This window comes from Ornithinibacillus salinisoli, from assembly GCF_042684965.1.
Lineage (GTDB): Bacteria > Bacillota > Bacilli > Bacillales > Amphibacillaceae > Ornithinibacillus > Ornithinibacillus salinisoli.
This window is the reverse complement of the sequence record NZ_JBHUMI010000014.1, coordinates 38,652-62,644: the sequence shown is the minus strand read 5'-3', so window position 1 is coordinate 62,644 and position 23,993 is coordinate 38,652. Positions and strand designations below refer to the sequence as shown.

Annotated in this window: 23 protein-coding genes; 21 read left to right on the top strand and 2 right to left on the bottom strand. The window is 37.3% G+C overall.

The features are described from left to right. The first annotated feature begins 93 nt into the window (after nt 1-93). The 11 genes from ACFSTA_RS07680 to cbpA all read left to right on the top strand — a co-directional run bounded on the left by ACFSTA_RS07680 (nt 94) and on the right by cbpA (nt 11,596). Nucleotides 94-681, top strand: a complete 588-nt coding sequence (locus tag ACFSTA_RS07680) for a hypothetical protein (protein WP_377556019.1) — start codon at nt 94-96, stop codon at nt 679-681. A gap of 42 nt (nt 682-723) precedes the next feature. Then, nucleotides 724-912: a hypothetical protein gene (locus tag ACFSTA_RS07675; RefSeq protein WP_377556018.1), complete on the top strand. Its 189-nt coding sequence runs from the start codon at nt 724-726 to the stop codon at nt 910-912. 237 nt (nt 913-1,149) lie between these two features. Next, complete coding sequence (gene guaC / locus ACFSTA_RS07670) at nt 1,150-2,130, top strand: GMP reductase (RefSeq protein WP_377556017.1); 981 nt, start codon at nt 1,150-1,152, stop codon at nt 2,128-2,130. A 287-nt stretch (nt 2,131-2,417) separates the two neighbouring features. Then, nucleotides 2,418-3,254: a MurR/RpiR family transcriptional regulator gene (locus tag ACFSTA_RS07665; RefSeq protein WP_377556016.1), complete on the top strand. Its 837-nt coding sequence runs from the start codon at nt 2,418-2,420 to the stop codon at nt 3,252-3,254. A 21-nt stretch (nt 3,255-3,275) separates the two neighbouring features. Beyond that, nucleotides 3,276-4,403: a M20 peptidase aminoacylase family protein gene (locus tag ACFSTA_RS07660; RefSeq protein ID WP_377556015.1), complete on the top strand. Its 1,128-nt coding sequence runs from the start codon at nt 3,276-3,278 to the stop codon at nt 4,401-4,403. Nucleotides 4,404-4,420: 17 nt separating this feature from the next. After that, complete coding sequence (locus ACFSTA_RS07655; RefSeq protein ID WP_377556014.1) at nt 4,421-5,206, top strand: GNAT family N-acetyltransferase; 786 nt, start codon at nt 4,421-4,423, stop codon at nt 5,204-5,206. 22 nt (nt 5,207-5,228) lie between these two features. After that, on the top strand, nt 5,229-6,344 hold the full coding sequence (menC, locus tag ACFSTA_RS07650) for an o-succinylbenzoate synthase (protein ID WP_377556013.1): 1,116 nt from the start codon (nt 5,229-5,231) through the stop codon (nt 6,342-6,344). 77 nt (nt 6,345-6,421) lie between these two features. Then, nucleotides 6,422-7,456 carry a dipeptidase gene (locus ACFSTA_RS07645; protein WP_377556012.1) on the top strand — a complete coding sequence of 345 codons (1,035 nt, stop codon included), beginning with the start codon at nt 6,422-6,424 and terminating at the stop codon, nt 7,454-7,456. Beyond that, a complete protein-coding gene (locus tag ACFSTA_RS07640) occupies nt 7,456-8,616 on the top strand; it encodes a DUF819 family protein (RefSeq protein WP_377556011.1) in 1,161 nt (386 codons plus the stop codon). Before ACFSTA_RS07645 ends, ACFSTA_RS07640 begins: the two co-directional genes overlap by 1 nt. Nucleotides 8,617-8,668: 52 nt before the next feature. Continuing rightward, complete coding sequence (locus tag ACFSTA_RS07635) at nt 8,669-10,756, top strand: CocE/NonD family hydrolase (RefSeq protein ID WP_377556010.1); 2,088 nt, start codon at nt 8,669-8,671, stop codon at nt 10,754-10,756. A 210-nt stretch (nt 10,757-10,966) separates the two neighbouring features. After that, nucleotides 10,967-11,596, top strand: a complete 630-nt coding sequence (cbpA, locus tag ACFSTA_RS07630; RefSeq protein ID WP_377556009.1) for a cyclic di-AMP binding protein CbpA — start codon at nt 10,967-10,969, stop codon at nt 11,594-11,596. Between the two features lie 62 nt (nt 11,597-11,658). On the opposite strand, the gene ACFSTA_RS07625 is transcribed toward cbpA, so the two are convergent. Further along, the gene (locus tag ACFSTA_RS07625) at nt 11,659-12,819 is read right to left on the bottom strand and encodes an N-acetylmuramoyl-L-alanine amidase (RefSeq protein WP_377556008.1); all 1,161 of its coding nucleotides are present in this window, start codon (nt 12,817-12,819) and stop codon (nt 11,659-11,661) included. A 244-nt stretch (nt 12,820-13,063) separates the two neighbouring features. On the opposite strand from ACFSTA_RS07625, the gene ACFSTA_RS07620 reads away from it, so the two are divergent. From ACFSTA_RS07620 to glpX, 10 genes are all read left to right on the top strand, one after another. Then, nucleotides 13,064-14,116: an AbrB family transcriptional regulator gene (locus tag ACFSTA_RS07620; protein WP_377556445.1), complete on the top strand. Its 1,053-nt coding sequence runs from the start codon at nt 13,064-13,066 to the stop codon at nt 14,114-14,116. 38 nt (nt 14,117-14,154) lie between these two features. Beyond that, complete coding sequence (locus tag ACFSTA_RS07615; RefSeq protein ID WP_377556007.1) at nt 14,155-15,459, top strand: PD-(D/E)XK nuclease family protein; 1,305 nt, start codon at nt 14,155-14,157, stop codon at nt 15,457-15,459. A gap of 322 nt (nt 15,460-15,781) precedes the next feature. After that, a complete protein-coding gene (locus ACFSTA_RS07610) occupies nt 15,782-17,887 on the top strand; it encodes a BglG family transcription antiterminator (protein WP_377556006.1) in 2,106 nt (701 codons plus the stop codon). A 12-nt stretch (nt 17,888-17,899) separates the two neighbouring features. Beyond that, on the top strand, nt 17,900-18,166 hold the full coding sequence (locus ACFSTA_RS07605; RefSeq protein WP_377556005.1) for a PTS sugar transporter subunit IIB: 267 nt from the start codon (nt 17,900-17,902) through the stop codon (nt 18,164-18,166). A 27-nt stretch (nt 18,167-18,193) separates the two neighbouring features. Next, a complete protein-coding gene (locus tag ACFSTA_RS07600; protein WP_377556004.1) occupies nt 18,194-19,558 on the top strand; it encodes a PTS ascorbate transporter subunit IIC in 1,365 nt (454 codons plus the stop codon). 391 nt (nt 19,559-19,949) lie between these two features. Continuing rightward, nucleotides 19,950-20,363 carry a hypothetical protein gene (locus tag ACFSTA_RS07595; protein ID WP_377556003.1) on the top strand — a complete coding sequence of 138 codons (414 nt, stop codon included), beginning with the start codon at nt 19,950-19,952 and terminating at the stop codon, nt 20,361-20,363. A 25-nt stretch (nt 20,364-20,388) separates the two neighbouring features. Further along, a complete protein-coding gene (locus ACFSTA_RS07590) occupies nt 20,389-21,171 on the top strand; it encodes a hypothetical protein (RefSeq protein ID WP_377556002.1) in 783 nt (260 codons plus the stop codon). Between the two features lie 59 nt (nt 21,172-21,230). After that, the gene (locus tag ACFSTA_RS07585; protein WP_377556001.1) at nt 21,231-21,680 is read left to right on the top strand and encodes a hypothetical protein; all 450 of its coding nucleotides are present in this window, start codon (nt 21,231-21,233) and stop codon (nt 21,678-21,680) included. Further along, complete coding sequence (gene lepB / locus ACFSTA_RS07580; RefSeq protein WP_377556000.1) at nt 21,680-22,276, top strand: signal peptidase I; 597 nt, start codon at nt 21,680-21,682, stop codon at nt 22,274-22,276. Before ACFSTA_RS07585 ends, lepB begins: the two co-directional genes overlap by 1 nt. Before the next feature lie 281 nt (nt 22,277-22,557). Next, nucleotides 22,558-23,499: a class II fructose-bisphosphatase gene (glpX, locus tag ACFSTA_RS07575; protein WP_377555999.1), complete on the top strand. Its 942-nt coding sequence runs from the start codon at nt 22,558-22,560 to the stop codon at nt 23,497-23,499. A gap of 130 nt (nt 23,500-23,629) precedes the next feature. Here glpX and ACFSTA_RS07570 read toward each other — a convergent pair whose 3' ends face one another. After that, nucleotides 23,630-23,947: a CHY zinc finger protein gene (locus tag ACFSTA_RS07570; RefSeq protein ID WP_377555998.1), complete on the bottom strand. Its 318-nt coding sequence runs from the start codon at nt 23,945-23,947 to the stop codon at nt 23,630-23,632. Nucleotides 23,948-23,993: the final 46 nt, after the last annotated feature.

Genomic DNA, 23,993 nt, shown 5'->3' with positions numbered 1-23,993 from the left:
TATTTTTTTATTAAGACTTTTACCGATAGAGTTAGAATATTATGTTAATATTGGGGTGTAGTTTCGTAAGTTTACCAATTGGGGGTGAGGGTTATGAAAAAAATAGTTTTGATCGGTGGATTGTGGTTATTTATGATATGCCTTGTAGGATGTGACTCCTCTTCGACAACCCAAGCAAGTTTTAAACTAGATGGGTTAGATAATTATGATGTTTCCCAAACAAGTGATGAGGTGAACGATGAAATATTTATTTATCGTCTCGTCGTGGAAAAGGAAGAATATCAAGTAGGTCAACCAGTAAAAATCTATGCAGAACTAGAGTATACTGGTGAAAACGAGGAAATTACTATATATCATGCAGCTTCCCCGTTTTATTTTCCAATAGAAGAAAAGGTCCGAGGTTTTGATATTGGTTATGGAATGGATGAACCGTTGATTAGTACTACGCTTAAAAAGGGAGAACCTCTTCGAGAAGTATATGTCAAGAATGCTGGGTACAGTGATATAGATGAAGATGATTATGTCTCGTTTATTAAACGGTTCCTGGAAAACGATGGGTTTCCGAGTGGATTTTATGTAGTTAGTGGATATGCAGATTTTACTATTTATTCTAGTGAAAATACAGCAGGTAAAAAGGACTTCCGAATGGAAGCGCAAATTGATTTTAAAGTAGTGGAATAGAGCAAATAGTTATGTTCAGGCATTTCCAAAAAGGAGGAAATCATGTCTAGTTATAACGAAGGACCACATAAACCATTTAACGATGCAATGGAACATCAACAAAATATAGTAGGAACTCCTTTAGGCAAAAAGGGAAGACTTCCGCTACCAATAAAGCTAATCGGCTACTTTATGGTAGGAGGTTCTGTGTTATTCGTCCTTATTGGAATCATTTTAAATTTTTTGAACTAGGGAAGCAGCGTTTAGGTAAGAGTAGACAGTTTAGTTTGAAGAAAAATAAACCATCGGGGTGCCTGTCACTTGTCAATTTTTGACAAGTGACAGGCACCTACATATTTCGACATTAGGGAGATAGGGCTTGGAATTTGTTCAAAAACCTTTGACATCTTTCAGAAAATAAGTTACATTACTAAAGGCGAACGTTTTAAAACAACTTATAATTAATATTCGTATTTAGGAGTGTGTACGATGGAAAATATATTTGATTATGAAGATATCCAGTTGATTCCACGAAAATGCGTGGTGAATAGCAGATCTGAATGTGATACTACAACAACACTTGGTGGGCATTCATTTAAGTTACCTGTCGTACCTGCAAACATGCAGACTATTATTGATGAAAAAATTGCAATTACTTTAGCTGAGAATGGGTATTTTTATATCATGCATCGTTTTGAAGCAGAGAAACGTGCAGATTTTATTCGTGATATGAAATCACGTGACTTGATCGCTTCGATCAGTGTAGGAGTGAAAGCAGAAGAATATCAATTTGTTGAAAAATTAGTAGCAGAGCAGCTAGTACCAGAATATATTACGATCGATATTGCACATGGTCATTCTGATGCGGTGATCGAAATGATTCAACATATAAAGAATCACTTGCCTGAAACTTTTGTCATTGCTGGGAATGTTGGAACCCCTGAAGCAGTGAAGGATTTAGAAGAGGCTGGTGCGGATGCAACAAAAGTAGGAATTGGACCAGGAAAAGTATGTATCACGAAGATTAAAACAGGATTCGGTACAGGAGGCTGGCAATTGGCAGCAGTGAAAGCTTGTGCTGAAGCAGCGACCAAACCGATTATTGCTGATGGTGGTATTCGAACTAACGGGGATATCGCCAAGTCCATTCGATTTGGGGCGACTATGGTAATGGTTGGATCATTGTTTGCTGGACATGAAGAGTCACCTGGTGAAATGGTTGAAAAGGATGGCGTACTGTATAAAGAGTACTTTGGTTCTGCATCTGAATTCCAAAAAGGTGAAAAGAAGAACGTTGAAGGTAAAAAAATGATTGTGGAGTATAAAGGTCAATTACAAGATACACTTACGGAGATGGAGCAGGATCTCCAGTCTTCTATATCTTATGCTGGTGGCACTACATTAGATGCTATCCGTGAAGTGGATTATGTTGTAGTGAAGAACTCCATATTTAATGGTGATCGTAATTAAGGAGAGCATAACTATATTTATGATCATAAAGCTGTCAGATTGATGTGATTTTCTCACATTAACTGGCAGCTTTTTTAAATATTATATATGAATCATTAAAACTTCAAGTGCCTGTCACCTCCCGAATTTTGTCGAAGCTCACGAAGTTATTTGATATTTTTAAAAAATTCCTAAGATTTTATATTGAAAAAACATATGAAGTTTGTTAATATACTCGTAAACTTATGAAGGATTCACTTTATATTTATAATTAATGAAGGATTCCCTTCGAATAAAGGAATGGTTAAATGGAACATATTTTCAATAGAATGGATGAGCAACATTCTACCTATTCCAAAAGCTTTCAGAAGGTTGCTTCATACTTTTATCGAAATCCGAACGTATTTGCTTTGAATTCTGCGATGCAGGCTAGTAAAGAAGTTGGGGTTAGTGAGACGACAATAATTCGGTTTTGCCATAAACTTGGTTATAAAGGATATAGCGATCTTCAGCAAGAAGTTCAGAGTTGTTTATTAAATAGAAGTAGTCTATCTGATTATGTAGAGGATAAAGACGAAGGTAAAACTTCTATTAAGAATCTAATGTTACATGATATACATAATATCCAAAAGGTAATTGAACAAATATCGGAGGATGATTTAGATACTGTTGTTACCAAACTCTCAAATGCAGATCGTATTCTTGTATCAGGTGTTCGGTCTTCTCATGCATTAGCTAATTGGTTTGCCTTTGCACTTGACTTAGTGATTGGCAAGACACGTTTTTTTCAACCAAATATAGATGATGTTTTATTGCGACTTAGTGAGGTTACAACTAACAGTGTATTTGTTGCTTTTTCCTTTCATAGATATGCAGTAAGTACTATTCAAAGTGCTAAACTAGCTAAACAGCAAGGTGCTTTTGTGGTTTCTATTTCTGATTCAAAATTTGCTCCTATTGCAGATTTTTCCGATCTCATATTGCCCATCCGTTTAGATGTGAAATCAACGCTGGATGCAGCCCCAATTGTTTTTTCTTTGATGAATAGTATTGTTTCTACAATATCATTAAGAAATCCAGAAACGTTTCAAAAACGAGTGGAGATGTTGGACGCAATTGAAGCAACAGACTTTTTTGCTAAGTAAAATAAAGAAAGGAGCATTTGTATGTCGACAAATTTAGACAAAATACGGGGAGTGACAGGCACCATATTTCAGTACTTACATTCGAATCCGGAGGTGAGTTGGGATGAGTTTGGTACAACGGATTATATTAGGGGGATTTTTGAGGGTTATGAGGAGTGTAGGATTACTTCGTTTGAGGATTCTCCAGGTATCGTTATTGAGATTGGTCAGGGAAAACCTGTTGTTGCCTTGCGAGCAGATATGGATGCGCTATGGCAGGAGGTAGACGGTATATTCCAAGCAAATCACTCTTGTGGTCATGATGCCCATATGACAATTGTAATAGGGACATTACTAACACTACTTGATCAAGATCTTCCGAATCAGGGGACGTTTCGATTTATTTTTCAACCTGCTGAAGAAAAGGGAACTGGTGCATTAGCATTCGTAGAAAAAGGTGTAGTAGATGACGTTGACTTTTTATATGGGATGCATTTGCGACCAATGCAAGAATTACAGTATGGACAGTATGCACCAGCTATTCAGCACGGAGCGGCACGATTTTTAAAGGGAATAATCCGTGGAGAGGATGCTCATGGAGCAAGGCCACATTTAAATGTCAATGCAATTCAGATTGGTAGTGAACTTGTCCAACATTTAAATAATATTCATTTGGATCCAATGGTTCCATATTCGGTGAAAATGACAAAATTCCACGCTGGTGGAGATAGTTCGAATATTATTCCCGGAAATGCATCACTTTCCCTTGATATCCGTGCACAAACTAATGAAGTGATGGATGCATTACACGGAAAAATTGAACGTGTTATCAGATTGCTTTCTGATTACCATGAAGTTGAAATTGACTTGGAAGTTGGAGCTAATATTGCAGCAGCTGTCATTAATGAGGAAGCGAGCTTGAATATGAAAGAAGCAATTGTTCAATCAGTAGGACAGGATAAATTAGCATCAATGATAACGACAACTGGTGGAGATGATTTCCATTTTTATACGATCAAACGACCAGACTTAAAAGCTACCATGCTTGCGATAGGCTGTGATCTACATCCGGGACTACATCATCCCAATATGACTTTTAAGCATGAAGTTATTCCCGAGGCTGTTGAAGTGTTAGCGAAAGTATTGGTACTAACTGCTGATAACTATTAGGAAAGGGAGGATTTTTCATGCAGGAAACGGTAGAAATCCGACGCTTAACAACGATGGAAGAATTACGCCAGATGCAGGAAGTAGAGGCAGCTGTTTGGCAAGCCGAACCAACTCCAGTCCATCAAACGTATACAGCTTCGTACAATGGTGGGCTGATGCTGGGAGCTTTTATCGGTGAAAAAATGATCGGGTTCCAATATAGCTTTGCAGGATTTGATGGGGAAAATCCCTATCTCTGCTCACATATGCTAGGTATTTTGCCTGCTTATCGAAATGGTGGATTGGGTGTAAAAATGAAATTCAAACAGGCGGAAGTTGCACGAGAATTAGGCTATGAAATGATGACGTGGACATTTGATCCTTTGGAAAGCTTGAATGCGTATGTGAATTTACACAAGCTTGGCAGTGTAGGTGCATCATATAAAGTGAATCATTATGGGATGATGGATGATGGGCTAAATAAAGGGTTGCCAACAGATCGGATCCAAATTGAATGGCGATTTAATAAGAAAAGTAAGATCTGTACCGAGTCATTCCATCTAAACAACGTATTGCTTGAAAAGAATGAAAGAGGTGAACCAGTTCTAACGAAAAAATTTTCGGAGGGATCATTTGATAGCAAACAGAACTCCTGGCTAGTGGCAATTCCTACAAATTTTCAGGAACTAAAGCAAAATAATTTAGAGCTTGCGATAACATGGCGGTATGAAACACGGAAAGTATTTCTAGAACTATTTTCAAACGGGTATCAAGCAACGGATCTGATTAGAAGAGATGGCGTCAGTTATTACTGTTTTTCATAAAACAAATAAGGAGATTAACGGCATGACTATTCCTATAAAGAAAATTATTTTACGTAGATTAATGATGCAATTAAACGATCCTTTTACGACTAGTTTTGGCACGATGGAAGATAAAGAGTTTTTTATCGCAGAGGTTGTTGATTCGGAAGGTAATCGTGGCTTTGGCGAATCTGTTGCATTTACGATTCCATGGTACAGTGAAGAAACGGTTAAAACGAATCTACATGTCATAGAAGATTTTTTAATTAACATCTTGAAAGAAAATAAGATCAATCATCCAGAGGAAGTACATGATCTATTTTCATCAATTAGAGGAAATAATATGGCGAAGTCTACCCTAGAAGGAGCGATATGGGACTTATATGCAAAACGGCAGGGGGTTCCTTTATCACAATTACTAGGTGGGGATAAAACAGAAATTGATGTTGGCATTAGTATTGGTATTCAACCATCCGTAAATGATCTATTACTAACGATTGGGCATTATGTGCGCGAAGGATATAAGCGTATTAAATTAAAAATTAAACCAGGTTGGGATATCGATGTGTTGCGAAAAGTACGCGAGTCGTTTCCGGATACATTAATCATGGCTGATGCTAATTCTGCTTACACATTGGATGATCTTGAACATTTAAAGAAACTAGATGAATTTGATTTGATGATGATTGAACAACCGCTGGAGCACGATGATATTGTCGATCATGCCAAACTACAAGCAGAAATCCATACTCCGATTTGCTTAGATGAAAGTATTCATTCTTTGGCAGATGCTAGAAAAGCAGTAGAACTAGGCAGTTGTAAAATAATTAATATTAAAATCGGACGTGTAGGTGGTCTTCGTGAGGCGAAACGAATTCATGATTATTGTTTGGAAAAAGGGGTTGCAGTATGGTGTGGTGGAATGCTAGAAGCTGGCGTTGGTCGTGCGCATAATGTTGCTCTAACGACATTGCCACAATTTACATTGCCTGGAGATACGGCAGGGTCCTCACGCTATTGGAAAAAGGACATTATTAAACCAGAAGTTTTCGTGGAAAATGGAGTGATTAAAGTACCGACTAAATCTGGGATTGGCTATGACATAGATGATGAAGCATTAGAAGAATTTACAGTAGAGAAGCGAGAATATGTGTTTTAACTAGCATGTGCTAACGAAATAGATGGGGTTATATACCTCATCTATTTTATTAAAAAATATGAGGGAGGGAAAAGTCATTGAATGGAAAACGAGATAAGAAAAAAATTCAGAATAGTCCATTAGTTATAGACGGACATTTTGATTTATTGATGGATGTTCAAATCCAACGAGAACGTGGTAGATCAAATGTAATCGAAACCGATTATTATCCTCGGTTTGTAAAAGGTGGTGTCGATGTAGTTGTTGCATCCATATTTGTTGATAGCACCTTTGTACCGGAAATGGCACTTCGAAAAGCATTAGGTCAAATTAGTGCTTTGTATGAAGAAGTAGCTGATTCGTCTGACAAATTGATGATTTGCTATAACGCCGAGGATATGGAGATGGCAAAAGCATGGGGGAAGATTGGGTTTCTACTATCTATTGAAGGTGCTGAGCCACTCGGAAATGATCTGAGTTTATTACGGGTTTTTTATGAATTAGGTGTTCGTAATCTAGGTTTAGTATGGAGCCGTAGGAATGCGATTGGCGATGGGAGTCATTTTCAACCTGTAAAAGAAGGTAGAATTAGTGGTATAACTGAATTTGGAGTGAGAGTTATTGAAGAGGCGGAAAAATTAGGTATAACCATTGATGTTTCTCATCTAAATGATGAAGGCTTTTGGGATGTCATCGCGTTAGCTACTAAACCGGTAATTGCTTCCCATTCCAATGCTCGCACTTTATGTTCAACGATGCGCAATTTAGCAGATGATCAGATAGTAGCAATTGCTAAAACAAACGGTGTGATTGGTGTCAATGCAGCGAGTATGCTTGTTGGTAATACGGACGAAAAGAGTGATATGGATCAACTTATTAATCATCTCGATTATCTTGTGGATGTTGCTGGGATCAATCATGTTGGTATTGGGTTAGATTTATGTGATGACGTGATGAAATATGTGTCTTCGGAAGATTTGGCAAGCATGCCACGGAAGCCTTTCGATGTAATTCCTGGTCATCAATCACTACCTGAATTTATTGACAAATTATCTAGAAGAGGATATGACGATGAAGCTGTTAAAGCATTACTAGGTGGAAATTTTTTACGAATTTTTAAGGGGGGAAAATAATGGAGTCATTAATTAATAGTAATGTAGTTGTTTTAGCGATTCTTACGACATCCGTAGCGTTTTCGTTTTTTGTTCTTCGATATAAGTGGGCAAGTTGGGCTGGTCCCGCACTGTTCAGTGTTATTATCGGAATTATATTAGGCAATGTTGGTATTTTGCCACATTGGCATGATGTTTATGGGACGTTTTTCGAATATGCGATTCCTGTATCATTAACGATGATGTTATTAAATGTTAATTTGAAAGAGTGGCTAGCTTTGGCGAAAAGACCACTTCTTGCGATGGGGTTTGCTGTTCTAAGTGTGTCAATTGTAACATTAATTGCTAGCTTGTTTTTTGCATCGAAAATAGCTGATGGATGGAAGTTAGCTGGAATGTTTATTGGTACATACACTGGTGGTAGTTCGAACTTAACGGCAATTGGTACCGGATTAGATGCATCACCAGAGCTGTTTGCAAGTGCAAATGCAGCAGATTATGTTGTTGGTATTCCTGCTTTAGTTTTATTCTTCGCACTTCCTGGTTTGATCGCAAAATCAACTTGGTTTAAAAAATGGTGGCCATACTCGTTGAAAGAGGATAATGCTTTAGCAAATGATGAGAATGATCTATTTGCGAAGAAGAAATGGTCAATCACAGATGTAGCCATTTTATTTGCTATAGGTTTTGGTGTCACAGCTATTTCTCAAGGGCTTGCAGGATTATTTCCTGAATTATATGCTAGTGCGTTGAAAATTATCTTTATAACAACAATTGCTATTATTTTAGCACAGTTTAAACACATCCGTTCCATACCTGGAAACACGGACTTAGGTATTTTTGTAGCAATGTTTTTCTTAGTTATTATTGGGTTAACCATTGATCTAAAAGAATTTGCAAACTCTGCACCAATCATTGCCGTATTCTGTTTTGTGATTATTTTAGGTTCATTCTTATTACACATTTTGTTATGTCGACTTTTCAAAATTGAGTATCAGTATGTCTTAATATCAGTTGTTGCAGCTGTTGCAGATGGCACTAGCGCTGCTGTTGTTGCGGGATCTGCAAAATGGAAATCGATAATTGGTACTGCAATAATTCTCGGATCAATTGGTATGGCACTCGGTAACTATATCGGAATAGGTATTGCATATGTCATTCGAAGTTTGATTGGTGCTTAATCTAGCCGTTTTAGAAATGCATTTGAGTTTATTTTCAAGGAGGATGGGAAAAATGAGCATCTATGGATCTAGTTTTGATTTCTATAAATCTGGCATACTTGAAGGTGTCGTACAGTTTGAAAAAGATGGAGTACGATTTGATTCGAAAGGGTTAGAGCCATTTCCAGTTTATTTTGAACAACTGAATATAGGTTCATTCGAAAAAGTAAATTTTAGTGGGGATACAGTGACCTTGACTACTGAGGAACGCTATGAAAAATATCAAGTGCTTGCAACTAATGTTGCGGGCAAAGAGCAAGAAGGTATTGTCTGGACTTTAATGAATCAAAAGCTGCCTGTTGATATTGTAACTGTAAATAAGGAAATTGTGGCCTTCCTATTTCATGGCAGGGAAGATAGTATGATACTGGTGAAAAGTGGATTCGAGACGTTCACCCCATTAATGCTATGGGAAGATTCCTTGTTGTCAGAAGTAGAGCATGGAGTCAATCATCTCGGTCGTCATGATGTACCAATGCGGGACGGGATTCACCTTGCAACGGATATTTGGCTTCCTAACAATCTATCGACAGGAGAAAAAGTTCCTACGATACTAATCCGTACTCCTTATGGACGATTAAGTGAGGTGTTTGGTGGACCTCATATGTATCGATATGTAAAACGTGGATTTGCTCTCGTTGTTCAAGATACAAGAGGACGCGAGGATTCTGAAGGTGAGTGGATTCCGATGGCTTCAGAGATCCAGGATGGGGATGATACGTTAAATTGGATTGCTAGCCAAGCTTGGTCAGATGGGAAGGTTGGTATGATTGGTGGTTCCTATGGTGGATTTGTCCAATGGGCTGCAGCAGCGAGTGGGAATCCTCATTTAAAAGCTATCATTAGTTTAGTGACTGCTGGAACTGCATTCGTGGATATTCCACGAAAAGGCGGGACACTTATGTCTGGTACATTAGCTTGGGCTTTTATGATGGCAGATAGAAGAATGAATATCGAAGCAATGAATCGATATGATTGGGATGAACTATTAGCCCATCGTCCGATAAAAGATATTCCGCAAAAAGCGTTAGGTGAGGATGTTCCTTTTTTAACGAAGTGGTTTGAACATGAGGATAATGATTCATTTTGGTCACAGTCGGATTTCACGCTACACGGTGATAAAATTAATGTCCCTTCCTTATATGTTTCTGGTTGGTATGATGACGATGGAATGGGAACGACACAAGCTTGGGAATTGAATCAGAAGAATCAGAGGGAAAATCAACGATTAGTGCTGGGTCCGTGGTATCATAATGCCAACTCGACAAGACAAATACATGATGTTCAGTTTGGTAAAAATGCTATTCGATATGACTTAGATATTTTATATCAAAAGTGGTTTGATCGATTTTTAAAGGGTATTCACAACGGTGTCGAGAAGGAAGGAACTGTCCAATATTATGTGGTAGGCTCAAATGAGTGGAAACAGAGTAATCAATGGCCACCAGCTGATATAGACTATCGGGAGTTCTATGTATCAAGTGAAGGAAACGCCAACGAAGGAACGGGTCAAGGAGTTTTGTCATTTGAGATGGTGAATCAAGAAAAGGTAGACAGCTATCAGTTTAATCCACAGAATGCAGCGCCATATTTGATTGATGTTTCTGAAAATGAGTGTAGTGTTCCAGAAATTTATAACGAGGTTGAACTTCGGGATGATGTGCTTGTTTACACGTCAGCTCCCCTTGAAGAAGATGTAGAAATAGCTGGAGATGTGTATGCCGTTTTATACGCATCCAGTTCAGCTCGTGACACGGATTGGGTAGTTCGTTTAACAGATGTGGATGAAAATGGAAATTCCGTTCGTTTATCCGATGGGATTATTCGGGCAAGATATCGCCATTCATTTGAATCACCTGAATTACTTGAACCTAGTAGAGTAGAAAAATATGATATTCGAATGACCAAAATAGCAAATACCTTTAAAAAAGGGCATCGAATACGAGTTGCCATCACTTCGGGAGCTGTAAATTTAGCATTCCCAAATCAAAATACAGGGAATAAACCAGGCGAGGATACCGAGTTTGTCGTTGCCACACAAAAAGTGTTTCATAATAAAGATTATCCAACACATGTAAAACTACCGGTTGTGAAAGCGTGATGATCAGAAAAAACTCAAGTGATTACTGAAATTTATAGCGAGGGCACAGCCTTTTGTGAGGGGAAAACGTACTTAATGAAGCTTTATGTATAGTTTGTTGTTTTTCTTCATATGTATAATTGGTAGTTCTTGCTATCGGATAGAAAATATAGGATAATAGAATTGTAAGGTAGTGGATGCTCGTCAAGTTAAAATTTAGGGGGGATAACCATGCTAGTCAAAAACGATTATGTCAATAAAAAAGACGTTGTGTTTGTGCATGAAAATGACAGCATAGAGCAAACAATGAAAAAACTGGAGGATTCCGGTTATAGATGTATCCCTGTTTTAGATGCGGAAGGAAAGAAGTATGTCGGAAATATTTATAAGGTCGATCTATTGGAATATGAGATAGATCATTCGTTGACAGGGTCATTATCAGATCTAATTTCTGACCGTGAAGATAGTTTTGTCAAAGAAGACGATGCATTCTTTAAAGTATTTTCTTCCATTAAAAAGTTACCGTACCTGGCTGTAGTTGATGATTCTAAAGAATTTCTAGGAATATTGACGAATGGAAACGTTATTCAAGTGCTAGAAAATGCTTGGGGTGTTCACAATGGTAGCTATTCCTTTACGATAGGAACAATTGAGTATGCTGGTGTCCTACGAAAAATGCTAAAAGTTATAAATAAATACTGTAATGTACAGAGTGTAATTTCATTAAATAATAACTCTCAATATGTAAGGAGAGTTTGTATCGTCTTACCGAAAGAAGTAGACGAGAAACTAGCAAAAGAAATTGAAATGGATTTAGACAAACATAACTTTACCGTAACAGACATAGAGAAATTAACTTAAGTTGCTGTATTTTAGGTGCCTGTCACTTGTCAAAAATTGACAAGTGACAGGCACCTCTTTTTTTATTCCTCATCAAAATATTCGATTAAACCGTCTGTAATTGCTTCGGCTACTTTGTTTTGGTAGTTTTCGGTTTGGATTATTTCTAGATTTTCTGGATTAGTCATGAATCCTAATTCAAGTAGAACTGCAGGATTATCATTTTCTCTTAAGACGAGAAATCCAGTTTTTCGTATGCCTCGATCGTTCATGTCTGTGCTCTTTATTAGTTTCGAGTGAATAACTTTTGCAAGATCTAAGCTCGTATTTTCATGATAATAATACGTATTAACGCCATTTACACTGGTATCATTATAGGAATCAAAGTGGAGACTGATGTATGCATCTGTATCCTGACTATTGCTCGTGTAAATTCGTTCATCGAGTGAAATATATTTATCTTCTTCTCTCGTAAGCTGAACATTAGCACCTGCATGCTCCAAGTGTTCTGCTACTTTTTCTGCAGTAGCTAAGGTTAATGTCTTTTCCAGAAGCCCTTTACTTGTAGCGCCGGAGTCATTTCCGCCATGACCAGGGTCAATAACAATGTGATAGTCTTGCAATAATTCATCGGTTATTTCAATGGCATTCTTCGAGATTTTTTCTTCTTTCGGTTCCATTGTTTTGAATTGCTCATCTGGTTGATCGTCTGTTTGTTCATCTGGAGTATCTGCGAAAAGCGGTTTACTTCCTATAAAATCTGATATTCGAAAATAATCTTCCATAGATTTTTGCTCAGATGAAGTGTCTGTTTCTTCCTTTTCATTATCTTCATTTTCGCTTTCATTATTATTATTTTCATTATTGTTACCGTCTTCATTGTCGGTGTTTTTGGATGAATTTGTATCATCTTCATTCGTATTCTCTTCTGGTGGACTTTCTTCATTTTTTGGTTTTTCTTCAATGAAAATTAAATAGCTTGCAGCAACCCATACAGGTTTGCCATCAAAAAATGTTTTTACCCAGCCATTTTCTTCCTCAAAAACTCTTAATCTGTCTCCATCTTCAAGCTGACCAATTATTTGTGATTCATGACTTGGATCTGTTCTCATGTTTAATAAGGTTATATCTACCTCAAATAGTTGCCCTGATTCCTCTGCATTAGCAATTATCGTTGGTACAAAAAAGAATATCGTTAATAAAAATCCAGTAACAAGTGAACGACTGATTATTTTTTTCATCATTTTCTTCAAACCTTTCTCGTAGATTAGTAGTTTAATAGAAGGATGTCCAAGGTTAATAGATTTTAAACATGAGAAAGGAATTTTTTTATGATAAGGTGCCTGTCACCTGTCGATTTGTGTCGGTGCCAGGCACTAAGAGTTTTATAATCTACTTTGTTTTGTCCATTTACATTCTAGGGCTATAATAATAGAAAGAAATAATTACTAGAATGTTAGTGACATCAAAGGAGTCTTTTTCGTGCGGATGTTAAATTTATTGGAAACTTTTATAATTGCATGTCTCGGAGGTTATATTTTTTATTTGCTAGATTTTCCGTTGCCATGGGTACTTGGTGCTTTAGCATTTGTTATGCTTTGGCAAGGGTTTACGAAGCGGAAATTAGTTGTGCCAGATTCGGTTCGCAATGGTGGATTTATCGTCTTGGGCATTTATTTTGGATTGTATTTTACAAAAGAAACATTTGAGACAGTGATTCCTTATGTAATGCCATATATCGGCATGACATTTTTGTTAATTATTGTGTGTGTATTTTTAGGGGCGATCGTCTCACGGTGGATTTCGGTAGATCGAACAACGAGTGTGTTTTCATGTATTCCAGGCGGATTGTCCGAAATGGCCATTGCTAGTGAATCAATGAAAGGTAATTCTTCCTTAGTAGTTATTTTTCAAACGATCCGGTTGATTACGGTGCTATTTATGATTCCTCCTTTTATGACGTTCCTATTCAGTGGAAGTGATGCAGGTGTTGGTAATATCGTTGTTACGGAAGCTACTGATGGAAGTTTGTGGAGGTATAGTTGGTTTGTTGTTCCGATCATAGCGGCTTTGTTCATTCGTGACAAAATCCCTGCAGGTATTATTATTGGTGCGCTTGGAATTACAGCCGTCATGAATGTAAGTCCAATTGAAATGGCTTCAATCCCTTCTATAGTTATGAATGCAGCACAGGTTGCCGTTGGAGCGAGTCTTGGAAAGAAAATGATTTTTGAGGATCTAAAAGTAGGTGGGAAATATATTTTCCTGTACTTCGGACTATCGGTAACGATTATTTGCGTATCATTTGGTCTTGGGGCATTGCTTGCGAATATAACAACGCTAAATTATGCAACGGCTATTTTGTCCATTTCTCCAGGTGGATTTTTTGAAATGGTTTTAACTGCATATAACGTTGGAGGAGATCCTGCCGTAGTAAGCGCCCTGCAATTAGTCAGGATATTGCTAATCGTATTATGCGTACCACCAGCATTAAAATGGTGGTTCTATTTGGTGCCTGGCACCGACAAAATTCGACATTAATCGGGTGGTGCCTGGCACCGACAAAAGGGGGAGTTGTGATGGGTAGTTTGGTTTGCCCGGAGTGTGGGGCTGAGTTGATGGAGGATGTTGGGGAGTGTTTGATTGATACAAATGATGGAGGAGTAATCATGGATGCTTTTCCTGCTTACATTTGTGGAAATCATTGTGGATTTCTATTAAGAGAGGAGGCTTTACCGAGGGCGATTGCTCAACAGGATAAGGATCGTCTTTTGTTGCTATACCCTAATATGCAAGGAAGAATTCTTGATGTACATGATTCCGTTATCTGGCCACCGATGCATGTGGATGCATTACTTGGCCGTGGCTACTGGGAGGATTACATAGGAAATCATGATGTGGAGGAGTTACTGAAGCAAGTACGTGATAGCCGGTCTGCTTTTCTTGAGCCACCGAATATCTTTCAGTTTGCAACGAGTGAACTGTCACAGGATGCATTTTTATGCTGGTTAATGTCCTGGGGTGAGGAAGCCTATAGTGATGTGGATCGATCTATTCATGAAGTGGCGGTTGCCTTTCTTGAAGAGATCTTTTTCCTACATAACACCCCAGCACCTCGAATAGAAACTGTTCATATTGAGCGCCAATTTAAGTCACTTGATATTTTAGCTGTGATTAATGGTACATATGCTATTTTAATTGAAGATAAGACGTTTACGAAAAATCATTCTAATCAGCTGGAACGGTATAAGGAAGCAGTGAGTGAGGAGTTTCCGGAATTAATTCAGTTGCCAATATACTATAAAATTGCTGATCAGAGTAATTATCGTTCCATTGAAAGTGCTGATTATGTACCGTTTAAACGTCAACAAATGCTAGCCGTTTTGAAAAAAGGAATAGATGATGGCGTTCAAAATGCTATTTTTCAAGATTATTATCATCATCTACAGCAATTAGAGGATCGCGTAAATGCGTTTAGGACGGAGCCTGTGGAAAAATGGGATGATTTTGCATGGCAGGGATTTTATCAAGAAATTCAAAAGGAAATTGATGGAGATTGGGGTTATGTATCCAATCGTTCTGGTGGATTTTGGGGTTTTTGGTGGAGTGGTGAACATCTGGATAAATGTTACTTGCAGCTAGAACAGGATAGGTTATGTGTAAAAATACGTGTCGAGGAAGACGAAAATAAGCGAGAAGTACGGGAAGTAGCTGTGAAACGCATATTAAGTAATTCGAAAAAACATGGACTTCAATTACAGAGGCCAACTAGACTGGGAAACGGGAAAACAATGACGATCGCTGAGCGTAAAGATTATTTACGGTTAGATGAAGATGGTTTTATAGATATAGAAAGAACCGTTGCGGAGCTTAAAAGATATTAGCTTGAACAGGTATATATCCATACATAAATCACCGTGGAATGCTGGTTCCGAGACATAAAAGTGTATTTAAACTGCTGGATTAATTTTTGATAATAATCCAGCAGTTTTTATTTTGTCGAATACTATGAAGTCATTCGACAAAATTCGGGAGGTGACAGGCACCATTTCTGTTCATTTTTGCAAATTTGGTGGTTTACATTTTATGTACGTTGGAATCCCTTACAATATGGTTATTTTAGTTATATAATGTTGTTGTAGATTCGATTATTATTGTATTAATTGTAATGCATTGCAAATTTGAAGTTAAGAAAGGATCTTTGATGTGGTATTAGATAAAAGACGCGCGTACTTGTTATCTGTCATCATGCAAGAATCCGAACCAGTTCAGGCCAAAGTTTTATCTGAGAGTATAGGTGTTTCGCAACGTACTATTTATTACGACTTGCAACATCTTAATGATTGGTTAATAGAACAGCAGCTCGAGCCGATTCAAAATATTTATGGTAAGGGATATGATTTACCGGAGACTTCACGGTCTAATTTGAAAACACAAGGTATTCAGGTTACTGAGGAGTATGATTATCAATTTTCTGAGATAGAAAGAAACTTTTTACTTATTGTTAAGCTATTGTCAGAAAATGCGCCATCCACGATGAAACAATTTATGGAATTAACCCAAATGAGTCGTGGAACAGTAGTGAAGGATTTGCAAAAGGTAAAACAAAAAATGCTTAAGCATGGATTAGACTTAATTTATTCCCGCCCTAAAGGTTATCAAATTAAAGGGGTAGAAGAAAATAAACGAAAGCTTCTTTCTGATGTACTCTCCTATACTTTTTTAAACAAGGAGTCGGAGGTATTTCGCTCTAAAGTTTATGATCTGCTTTATCCTTATGCTGAACAAAGGAATGACACGATTCATGAACGGGAAGAAATTTTGGCCATTATTGGTGAAGCGGAAAGGGAGCTTGGTCTCTCGTTAACGGATGAAATGGTTGAAATTTTATCGATCCAGTTAATTGTTGTTATGAAGCGTGTGAATGCACAGCAATTGATTATCATCGATCCAGAAGAGAAGAATGTCTTAAGGGAGTCAGCGTATTTTCAAGCATCCCAGTTTATTGCGGAAAAATTATTGTCACGGTTTCACGTTGAAATACCAGATGATGAAAAATGTTTTATTACAATGCATTTGCTTGGTTCGAAAGTGCATCACGATGATTTTAGTACGTATTCCGAAAGAGAGCTTTCGGGATTGCAAAAAGTTGTGGAGAGAATGGTTACTGATTTTCAAAATAATGCTTGTGTCATATTTGATGATCGAAAGGGACTTGAAAAAAATTTAATTTCCCATATTAAACCAACGTATTATCGACTAAAGTACGGGGTTAACTATTCGAATCAGCTGACAGAAAGCATCAAAACTAATTACATTGATATCTTTCATTTTACGAGACAAGTTATTATGCATCTGGAGTATTATGTTGGAAAATCGATTCCCGAGGATGAAATTGCCTATATCGCACTGCATTTTGGTGGTTGGTTAACGAAAGAAAAGAAACAAGTAAATGTCAACTATAGGGCGATCATTGTTTGTGAAAATGGAATTGGCACATCGAATATGCTTAAAACACAATTGGAAAGTTTAATTGCTGGTTTAGACGTTGTAACGATTCAATCTATTCGAGAGTTTAATGTAAATCGTCAAGAAGTAGACGTCATATTTTCAACCAATTTCATAATGGAAAAAGAAGTTCCGGTTATCCATGTTCCTGCCATTTTATCTAATATGGATAAAGAACGTATTCTCCAACAGGTGAATGATTTGTTTGGGCTAGAGTCCGCGGAATATGATGAGTCGAAAAATTTCATTGATATGATCGAACAATATGCATCCATACACGACGAATTAGGGTTAAAAGCGGCACTAACTAAACTATTAAAAGAACGAATACATCAAGCGAAGGAGGTACGAAAACCATTGCTTCATGAATTATTGACAGAAAAGACGATCCAGGTAAAAACAAGTGTGTCCGACTGGGAAGAAGCTATTCGAGAAGCAGCAGCACCATTACTTTCAGAAAAGGTAATTCGACCGGAATATGTGCAAGCAATGATTGATAATGTACATGAATTGGGGCCGTATATTGTAATCGCTCCAAATATTGCTCTTCCACATGCTCGACCGGAATCAGGTGTAGAACGACTAGGGATGAGTTTTCTCAAGTTGGATGAGCCGGTATATTTTTCCGATAAAGAAAAGCACAGGGTACAGTTAATTATCGTATTAGCTGCAATTGATAACGAGACACATTTAAAAGCCTTATCTCAGTTAACCGAGCTATTATCCAATGAGACTAATGTTAAAAGATTGATAGATTCGAACAAAACCGAAGAAGTTCTAGAAATCATACACCAAATAAATTAAGGGGGAATTACAATGAAGAAAATATTAGTAGTTTGTGGAAACGGATTAGGAAGTAGCATGATTGTGGAGATGAATGTTAATGCCATTTTAAAGGATTTAGGAAAAGAAGCAGCCGTTTCTCATACGGACCTAGCATCTGCCAAAACAGAACAAGCTGACTTGTATTTGGGATCTGAAGATATTGTGCAAAGCTTGGAAGATGGGACGAAAAATGTTGTTAAATTGAAAAATTTAATGGATAAAAATGAATTACGTGAAGCTATAGAAAGCAATGTGTAAAAAACTGAAGAAGGGAGAGAATTAAAGATGGTAGATTTAATAATGAATGATATCTTAGGAACTCCAGCCATACTCGTTGGATTGTTCGCCCTCGTTGGTTTAGTGGCACAACGAAAGAATATCGCTGATGTTGTTTCAGGGACATTAAAAACAATTATGGGATTTGTTATTTTAAATGCAGGGGCAAATGTTATTGTTCTTGCACTTGGTCAATTTTCAAGTATGTTTAATGAAGCATTTAATGTTGATGGAGTTATTCCCAACAATGAGGCGATTGTGGCAGTAGCGCAACAAAGCTTTGGTACAGAAACAGCTATGATAATGTTATTTGGTATGATTGTAAATATATTACTTGCTAGATTTACGCCTTATAAATATATCTTTTTAACAGGTCACCATACCATGTTTATGGCTTGTATGATTGGCGTTATCTTGACGACAGGCGGAATTACTGGCGTGACATTGATTGTTGTTGGATCAATCATTTTAGGTTCATTGATGGTACTCTCTCCAGCAATGTTACAACCTTTCACTCGTAAAATTACAGGATCTGATGATTTTGCAATTGGTCATTTTGGTTCTGTGGGTTACTTTGTTTCAGCTTTAGTTGGTAAAGCAGTAGGAAAAAATTCAAAATCAACAGAGGAATTAAAAGTACCAAAATCACTTGGATTCCTTCGTGATACTTCTGTATCTGTTTCGTTAACAATGGCAATTCTGTTCTTTGTTGTAGCTGGTTTTGCTGGACCGGCATTTATTGAATCAGAATTAAGTGGTGGGCAAAACTTCCTTGTTTTTGCTTTCTTACAAGGTTTAACTTTTGCTGCTGGTGTATACATTATCCTATCCGGGGTTCGTATGCTACTAGGTGAAATTGTTCCTGCATTTAAAGGGGTTGCAGATAAAATTGTTCCAAATGCAAAACCTGCATTGGACTGTCCGGCTATTTTCCCTTTTGCTGGGAACGCTGTAATAATTGGATTCTTATTTAGTTTCATTGCTGGATTAATTAGTATGTTTTTATTGCCACTATTTGGCTTGAAAGTTATTGTCCCAGGATTAGTACCTCATTTCTTCACTGGTGCTGCAGCTGGTGTGTTTGGAAATGCTACAGGCGGACGAAGAGGTGCAGTTATCGGTTCAATGGCCAATGGGTTTTTAATTAGCTTCCTACCTGCATTGCTATTACCTGTACTTGGAACATTAGGATTCGAAGGAACTACATTCGGAGATGCAGACTTTGGCGTTGTTGGGATTGTTCTCGGTAATCTCATTAACCTTATCCAATCCAATCTACTATATATCGTCGTAGTGTTTGCTATCCTAATCGTGCTATATGCACTTGGATGGAAGAAAATGAGAAAAGTAGAAAAAGAAACAAAAGCAGCTTAAATTTATTTAGGTGCCTGTTACTTGTCAATTTTTGACAAGTGGCAGGCACCTTTTTTGGTTGGGGAGGGGAGAGGGGAGGGTGCCTGTCCCCGACATTTTCCGACAGAATGCGGGAGGTGACAGGCACCATTACCTAGTCTATGGCGAAATAGTACTAGTGTGTTTTTGTGGTATTGTTACATTTTGTTTGGTTGTTCTACTTGTTTCGTGTTTTAGTTTGTAAATTATTTAGGGTAATTTGTAATAATTTGACTTTTATCCAACTTTTTAACTATTGAATAATTGGTGATTTGTTCTGATTTTAAATTTAGAATTTTTTGTTAATGTAGGTACAGAGAGATAGAGAACGTAGAAATGGTCGATATTTCACAAGACGAAAGGATCGGTGGTAGTGAAAAAAGTAATAGTATGTATTTTAGTAACCTGGTTTGTTTTACTTTTTACTGCGATCAATACTCATGCGACTAATAGAGATAGCAGCCTATTAGAAGATTTTTTGAAGGAAGTTGAAGAGGTATTAGCGGTTCAAAGGATTGTGATCCAGGATGTATTTCTAGATCAGAATGAACTTTCATTAAAAGGGAGGGAAGAAGATTTAAGAGATTTTTTGAAAAAAGTTAGTTCGGAAAAAAATAGTAATCTGGAAAATTATCAGCAGGGGTACCTTTCTCGTTTAACGAAAGCGAAAAACACCTTGATGGAAAGAAACCTCGAGGATTTTGAAAAAAAGAAAGAAGAAGAACTTCGTACAGAAATTGGACAAGATGTGGAGGATTATTTGGAAGAGTTACTTAATGAAAAATAATAAAAATGAGAGGGAGTTTATGAAAATGAAATTAGGCTTAGGAACAATGAAAGGGAAAATTGTTGCCGGTGTATTGGTTGCAGGAGTTATTTCAGGTACTGGAGTTGCTTTTGCAAATACAGATGCGGGGGAAAACCTAAGGCAATGGTATAATGGCATGTTTAATCAAACTGTAGATAATATTGAGGGTGAAGTGACTGAGTATGGTGAGAGTCGAATGCCTGAATTGATGGAGGAGTATGAAGGATTAAAGTCAGAGGCAGAGCTGGAAATCGATTTGACAAGAGATATGGAAACGAATGAGTCATTGGAAGAAATATTGGCTGCGAAGATGAGTCATATTCAATCATTGGATGCAGAGCAACAAGAGATCTTAGAGAATATTGGATTGGAGTTTTATAACGTTTACTTGGATGGATTTTTTGAAATTCAGCGTTTACAAGGAGAAGGTCTAGAGTATGCGACGAACGATTTAACAGCGTTTACGGATGAAGTTGGACAAGCATCTGTAGATCAAATGACTACTGATTTAAACACAGCAAGAGACGAAGCTGTAACTGATTTAGAGGATGCGATACGTGAAGCACAAGAAGCATTGACAGCTGAATTAGAAAACCAAGAAGAGATTATCACTCGTAATTTAATTCAACAAGTAGATTGGCATATTAATGATTTACGTACGACTGTTACGGAGCTTTTAAATGGCCTAGTAGAGGAGCAACAAGCAATTATTGTAGCTGCTGCAGAGGAATTGGAAGCTGACGCTTTAGAAGCATTAGATGAAGTAGTTTCTGGTATTAACGAATAAAAATATGGGTGAGCCCCACCACTTATGTGGTGGGGCATCACTATAAAGGAGGTTAATTGATGATGCATCGTAAACTAACAAAAATTGTAGTTGGAGCTCTTTTTTTAATAGTTGTCCTTGGTAGCAGCTTTACAATTGTTTTTGCTGATCAAGATATTGGAGCAATGTTAACAGGGTGGTTTGATCGGAAAACGGAGGAATCTATTGGCGAGATAGAAGAAGTTGTATGGAATGAACAAGAGAATCAAACAAATCGTTTAAAAGAAGAGTTGCGATTGGCAATTGATGCTGCTGAACAACAGTTGGATGAATTTGTAGAAGCAGAAAAAAAACAGCGAGTGGAAGAATTGGAAAGGTATTCAGATGAATTAGTGAATGAGATGGATATTGATAACTCTGCATTGGAGAGTGAGATACAAGCAGAATTAGACCGCATTTTGAATGAGGCGAAGGATGAGATGGAGCTACTACTAGAAAATGAATACGAGGAGCATGGTGGTGAGGAATAATGAGTAGAAATACAAAAGAAAGCGTATCGGTATCTGAGGTTGAAGAGGAATTAGAGGAAGAAGGCAGTGGAAAAAGTAAGAAAGCTAATCAACAGCAAGGGAAGAAGTCTAGCGTGATGAGCTGGGTTATCTTTGGATTGATATTGCTAAGTGTATTTTTGCTATTTCGTAATATTATAGGTTTTACTGTGATTGCTGGGAATTCCATGAATCCGACATTGGAGGAAAATGACGTATTACTAATGAGTGGTTTTTTTTATGACATTGAACGTAATGATGTTATTGTTTATCGCGATGAAAACGGATTTGATGTGATTAAACGAGTAATTGGAATGCCCAATGAAACAATTGAGATTAGAGATGGGATCGTGTTTGTGAATGGTATTCCAATGGATGAGAGCTTTGTAATGGGAACACCCAATGATTTGGAAGTAACGGAGGTTAGTGAAAATACATATTTTTTAATTGGTGATAATAGACAGCCTGGAGCAAGCTTGGATAGTAGAGACAGTGAAGTCGGTACGATAGCGGAAGAGCAAATTAAAGGGGAAATAGTACTATCCGTATTTCCACTTGGAGGTATAAAAGCAGAATAAAAGGTGCCTGTCACCGGCATTTTTCGACAAAAACCGGGTGGTGACAGGCACATGGAATAAATTCCCTATTAAATTTGATAGATTCTATTGTTGTATACTATTGGTTATTTGTTATATACTATATTAAGTTATTTATTCGTTAGATAAATTAATGGTTGTTGAATTACGGTATTAATGTATCATAATATCTGTTATTTACGTTATACTATATTATTCGTTTTTTAATAGTTTACAAGTAAATAAGAAATAACAATCAAGACTAACATAAGGGAGTTTTATAGGTGGAACATTTACTAAAAGATTTTCTTCAAGTAACGGAACGAGCTGCGGTTGCAACGTTACCTTGGATAGGAAAAGGTAATAAAATCGAAGCAGACCAAGCGGCAACTACTTCTATGCGAGAGAACTTAAAGCAAATCGAAATGCAAGGTGTCATTGTTATTGGTGAAGGTGAAATTGATGAGGCACCAATGCTATTTATAGGTGAAAAAGTTGGTAACGGAAATGGGGAAGCAGTTGACATCGCAGTAGATCCGATTGATGGAACGACTCCAGTATCAGAAGGAAACGATAATGGGATTGCGGTTATAGCGGCGGCGCCAAAAGGTACACTTTTACATGCACCGGACATGTACATGGAAAAACTTGCTGTAGGACCGGAAGCTGTAGGGAAAATTGATATTGATGCACCACTTATAGAAAACTTACATCAAGTTGCAAAGGCGAAAGGTAAAAAAATTTCAGAGATGAATGTATTTGTTCAGGATAGGCCAAGACATGAAGAAGCCGTTCGCATTATGAGAGAAGCGGGTGCAACTGTTCATTTATTTCGTGATGGAGATGTTTTGCGTGCGATCACACCAAGTATGAAGGATATGGACATGGATATGTTTTATAATATTGGCGGTGCACCAGAGGGAGTACTATCAGCAGTTGCAATAAAATGTCTCGGTGGTGAGATGCAAGCGAAATTATCGTTTAGAAACGAAGAAGAGTATGATCGTTGTTTGAAAATGGGAATAAAAAATCCAAAAGCTGCATTGAAGCATCATCAATTAGTAGCATCAAACCAAGGAATTTTTGTTGCAACAGCAATTACGGATACATTGTTCTTAAAAGGCATACGTGATGATAATGATGAGCTTGTGACCGAAACACTTGTAATAGATGGTATGACGAAAGAATGGAAGAAAATCAAAACAGATCAATTTGTTAATGTCTAATCATATGATGAACAACCTTTCATGAACTAGTCACATGAAAGGTTGTTTTTTACGTTAAAGTGTAAATAATAAGATTGATAGAATTACACTGGATAGATGAAAACGACATAAATCGACAGGTGACAGGCACCTAATTAACTTCAAAATAAAGGTGATAATGCGTTTGGCAGCCTTCGTTAAATAGGGAATTGCAGTTGACGCATTTACTTGTTTGCATGTATTCATTAATCGTATGTTCGTAGCGACACACTCCACATAATATAGCCTGTATATCAAAATCCTGTTTTGGCCAGGGAGTTATGGGATGCTGTTCACACTCCTGGTGACACATGTAGCATGGGTAGTATTTATTACAACATTTAAATTTAATAGCTATAATATCAGTCTGTGAATGATAGTGTATACACCGGGTTTCACGGTCCACTAGCTGCCCATATACCTTTTCCAATTTTGACCCTCCTGCTCGTGAAAAATCCTTAATAGAAATTGCTATT